Here is a 3,956-nt window from a genome sequence, read left to right on the forward strand (position 1 = left end):
CGAGACCATCTCCGCGCCGCCGTCGATCCCGGTGCCGCCTCCGCGCCAGCCGTGGCAGATGGCCTGGGCCAGTGCGTCGGCCGCGTCAGCAGGCTTCGGCGGGGCGTCCAGACCGAGGATGCGCGCGACCATCGCCTGGACCTGGGGCTTGTCCGCGGTACCTGAGCCGGTCACCGCAGCCTTGGCCTCGCTGGGAGTGTGCTGGGCAACCTCGAGGCCGGCCCGGGCCCCAGCCACCATGACCACACCCATCACCTGGGCCACCGAGATGACCGAGCGCAGGTTGTCCTGGGCGAAGACACGCTCGACCGACACGCTCGTAGGTCCCAGCCGGGCGATCCAGTCATCCAGGGCGTCGGCGATCGCTGCGAGCCTGAGCTCCGGGCTCATCGACGGCGGCGTGCGCACGACCCCGACCTCGACCAGGCGGGCGCGCCGCCTGGCGTCGATGTCAACGCAGCCCAGGCCGCACCGCGTGAGACCGGGATCGACCCCGAGCACCCGCTGGAGCGCGACCTGGGCGGTACGCGAGCGAGGAGAGCGACCTGGCTGGCCGCTCAGCGTGGCAGCCAGCTCAGTCCTCGTCCTCGTCGAGCTGGGCGGCGACCTCGGCAGAGATGTCCACAGAGGTGAAGACGTTCTGGACGTCGTCCAGGTCCTCCAGGGCGTCGATCAGGCGCATCACCTTGCGGGCGCCGTCGAGGTCGACCTCGACCTTGGTGCCGGCCACGAACTGGGACTCGGCGGAGTCGTACTCCATGCCAGCCTCGGTCACGGCGTTGCGCACGGCGATGAGGTCGGTGGGCTCGCACAGGACCTCGAAGGACTCCGGCCCCTCGACGACCTCCTCGGCACCGGCGTCAAGGACGGCCATGAGGATGGAGTCCTCGTCGATACCGTCAGCCTTGGCGATCTCCACCACGCCCTTGCGAGTGAAGTTGTAGGCGACCGACCCCGGGTCAGCCAGGTTGCCGCCGGTGCGGGTGAAGGCCACGCGCACGTCCGAGGCCGCACGGTTGCGGTTGTCAGTCAGGCACTCCACGAGGAAGGCCACACCGGCCGGACCGTAGCCCTCGTACATGATGGTCTGCCAGTCGGCGCCACCGGCCTCCTCGCCGCTACCACGCTTGACGGCGCGGGTGATGTTGTCCGCCGGCACAGAGTTCTTCTTGGCCTTCTGGATGGCGTCGAACAGGGTCGGGTTACCTGCGGGGTCCCCACCGCCGGTGCGGGCAGCGACCTCGATGTTCTTGATCAGGCGGGCGAAGAGCTTGCCGCGCTTGGCGTCAATCGCAGCCTTCTTGTGCTTGGTGGTCGCCCACTTGGAGTGTCCCGACATATGTGCTCCTTGGGTAAGTCGGTGCCCGCCAGGCAGGCAGGCACCGAAAGCCTGTGACGCACCGGTCCTAGGACCGGTGCCTCACCATCTCGACAAAGACGTCATGGACCCGGTGATCGCTTCCGACCTCAGGGTGGAAGGACGTGGCAAGCAGCGGTCCCTGACGAACCGCGACGATCCTACCGCCTGTCCCAGGCCGGTCCGCGCCGGCACGGCCAGATCGCGTTGTGGCAAGGACCTCCACGCCCTCGCCAACCTCCTCCACCCAGGGCGCTCGGATGAAGACGGCCCGCAGGGGACGCTCCTCATTAGCGCCCAGGGTCGGAGCCACCAGGTCCTCCTCGTAGGAGTCGACCTGCCGGCCAAAGGCGTTGCGTCGCACCGTCATGTCGATGCCGCCGATCAAGGGCTGGCCCGAGGCCGCCCCCTGAACGCGATCGGCCAGCATGATCATCCCCGCGCACGAGCCGTAGACCGCCATTCCGTCGCGCACCAGCGCACGCACAGGCTCCAGCATCCCGAAGGACGCCAGGAGCTTGCCCATGGTGGTGGACTCCCCACCGGGCAGCACCAGACCGTCCACTCGTGCGCCGTCGGCTCCAGCCAGCTGAGCCGCGCTGCGCACGGCCACGGCCCGAGCCCCCGCCGCTTCCAGGGCCAGGCAGTGCTCGCGCACGTCCCCCTGCAGCGCCAGGACACCAATGCTCACGCGCGAGTCAGGCAGCGAGGCGGCCGGGAAGAGGGCACGCGGGGTGTGCTGGCCCATGACCGAGGTTCCGACGCGCCGCGCAGGCTCGCTCCCCGTCACGGCTCCCCTCACCAACCGCGCTCAGCCAGGCGGTGCGGGGCGGGAACGTCCTCGACGTTGATTCCCACCATGGCCTCACCCAGGCCGCGCGAGACCTCGGCGATGACGTCGGGGTCGTCAAACTGGGCCGTGGCGCGCACGATCGCGGCGGCGCGCTTAGCAGGGTCACCAGACTTGAAGATGCCCGAGCCCACGAAGACGCCCTCAGCGCCCATCTGCATCATCATCGCAGCGTCCGCCGGTGTGGCGATACCACCAGCCGTGAACAGGACGACCGGAAGGCTGCCCGTGCGCGCGACCTCGGCGACCAGCTCGTAGGGGGCACTAAGCTCCTTGGCAGCCACGTAGAGCTCGTCCTCGGGAAGCGAGGTCAGACGCCGGATCTCGTCGCGGATGGTGCGCATGTGGGTCACGGCGTTGGACACGTCACCGGTGCCGGCCTCGCCCTTGGAGCGGATCATGGCCGCCCCCTCGGTGATGCGCCGCAACGCCTCGCCCAGGTTGGTCGCCCCGCACACGAAGGGCACGGTGAAAGCCTGCTTGTCGATGTGGTGGGAGTAGTCGGCCGGGGTGAGCACCTCGGACTCATCGATGTAATCCACCCCGAGGGACTGCAGGACCTGCGCCTCCACAAAGTGGCCGATGCGGGCCTTGGCCATGACCGGGATGGAAACGGCCTCGATGATGCCGGTGATCAGGTCCGGGTCGGACATGCGGGCCACCCCGCCCTGGGCGCGGATGTCAGCGGGCACACGCTCCAAGGCCATGACGGCGACGGCGCCCGCGCCCTCGGCGATGCGCGCCTGCTCGGGGGTCACGACGTCCATGATGACGCCGCCCTTGAGCATGTCGGCCATGCCTCGCTTGATCGTCAGGGTGCCGGTGGTCGGGCTGGTGGTGCTCATGCGTGTCCTCAAGGACGGGCCGTGGAGCCAGGCCCACGGCGACAACGGTTCGGTGGCGGCATCGTACGCCGGGCCCCGCCCCGCGCGGACCTCAGTCCCACTCCGTGATCGACCAGGCCACACCGTTCCACCCGGCCAGCAGCTCGCGGGCCAGCCCGGGCAGCTGGGTCGGGTAGACCGTCATGCCTTGGCTCACTGCGCGCTCCAGCTCCTCCAAGGGCCACCAGCGCACGGAGTCCAGGACCTCACGCTCCAGGTCCGTCCATCCGCTGCGGTCCATCTCGCCGTCCGGGTCGGCGCTGGCCTCGGCCTGGCCTGGGTCCAGCAGCGCGAAGAAGAGCTCCTCATCCTGGCGGACGGTGACCAGGTTGAAGTCGAAGCGGCTGTCGCGGTAGACCACGGGGCCCCTCAAGGCGTCGTCGGCCAGCTCGATGCCGGTCTCCTCGGCCAGCTCGCGTGCCGCGGCCTGGCGGCTGGTCTCGCCCTCCAGGATCCCGCCACCGGGCGTGAAGGACCACCAGTGGCTGGCGTCGGTGCGATCGTGCCCCGTGACCAGGAGGATCGCGGGAGTGGGAACCGTCCGCAACGCGATGACCCGGGCGCCCCGGCGTCGCGGCAGACCCTCAGCATCCAGGTGCCACTCCCCCGCCGGGTCGATCAGCTCGCGCCAGTTGCGAGGAACCAGCTTCGGGTCACGCCCGTCCGGGGTCAGCTCAGCTCGACTCATCCTTGTCCCAGCTCCTCCTTGGCTCCACGCACCCGCTCCAGCAGCTGGCGCTCCTGACTGGCGTAGTCCGCCTCGGCGTGCCCGTCCAGCGCCTGCTGGCGCAGGGCGGCCAGGCTCGCCGAGGCCGCCAGGAAGTCCTTCATCGCGGCCTGGGCCGCCGGTCCGCGCTGCCTGGCC

Annotated in this window: 5 protein-coding genes and 1 pseudogene; all 6 read right to left on the reverse strand. The window is 70.0% G+C overall.

Annotated elements, in window-relative coordinates:
* A partial coding sequence (locus HMPREF0058_RS10710; protein ID WP_006549817.1) for a crossover junction endodeoxyribonuclease RuvC occupies nucleotides 1–501 on the reverse strand: 501 nt, incomplete at its 3' end.
* A gap of 73 nt (nucleotides 502–574) precedes the next feature.
* The gene (locus tag HMPREF0058_RS10715) at nucleotides 575–1,339 is read right to left on the reverse strand and encodes a YebC/PmpR family DNA-binding transcriptional regulator (protein ID WP_006549818.1); all 765 of its coding nucleotides are present in this window, start codon (nucleotides 1,337–1,339) and stop codon (nucleotides 575–577) included.
* A gap of 67 nt (nucleotides 1,340–1,406) precedes the next feature.
* Nucleotides 1,407–2,105 carry a pyridoxal 5'-phosphate synthase glutaminase subunit PdxT gene (pdxT, locus tag HMPREF0058_RS10720; RefSeq protein ID WP_040319954.1) on the reverse strand — a complete coding sequence of 233 codons (699 nt, stop codon included), beginning with the start codon at nucleotides 2,103–2,105 and terminating at the stop codon, nucleotides 1,407–1,409.
* A gap of 50 nt (nucleotides 2,106–2,155) precedes the next feature.
* Nucleotides 2,156–3,052, reverse strand: coding sequence for a pyridoxal 5'-phosphate synthase lyase subunit PdxS (gene pdxS, locus HMPREF0058_RS10725; RefSeq protein ID WP_006549820.1), 897 nt, complete (start codon nucleotides 3,050–3,052; stop codon nucleotides 2,156–2,158).
* Between the two features lie 91 nt (nucleotides 3,053–3,143).
* The gene (locus tag HMPREF0058_RS10730) at nucleotides 3,144–3,779 is read right to left on the reverse strand and encodes an NUDIX hydrolase (protein ID WP_006549821.1); all 636 of its coding nucleotides are present in this window, start codon (nucleotides 3,777–3,779) and stop codon (nucleotides 3,144–3,146) included.
* Nucleotides 3,776–3,956, reverse strand: a pseudogene (locus tag HMPREF0058_RS12875) (PrsW family intramembrane metalloprotease); the annotation flags it as partial. The pseudogene HMPREF0058_RS12875 and the gene HMPREF0058_RS10730, both read right to left, overlap by 4 nt.

The sequence above is a fragment of the Actinomyces urogenitalis DSM 15434 genome, assembly GCF_000159035.1.
GTDB classification, from domain to species: domain Bacteria; phylum Actinomycetota; class Actinomycetes; order Actinomycetales; family Actinomycetaceae; genus Actinomyces; species Actinomyces urogenitalis.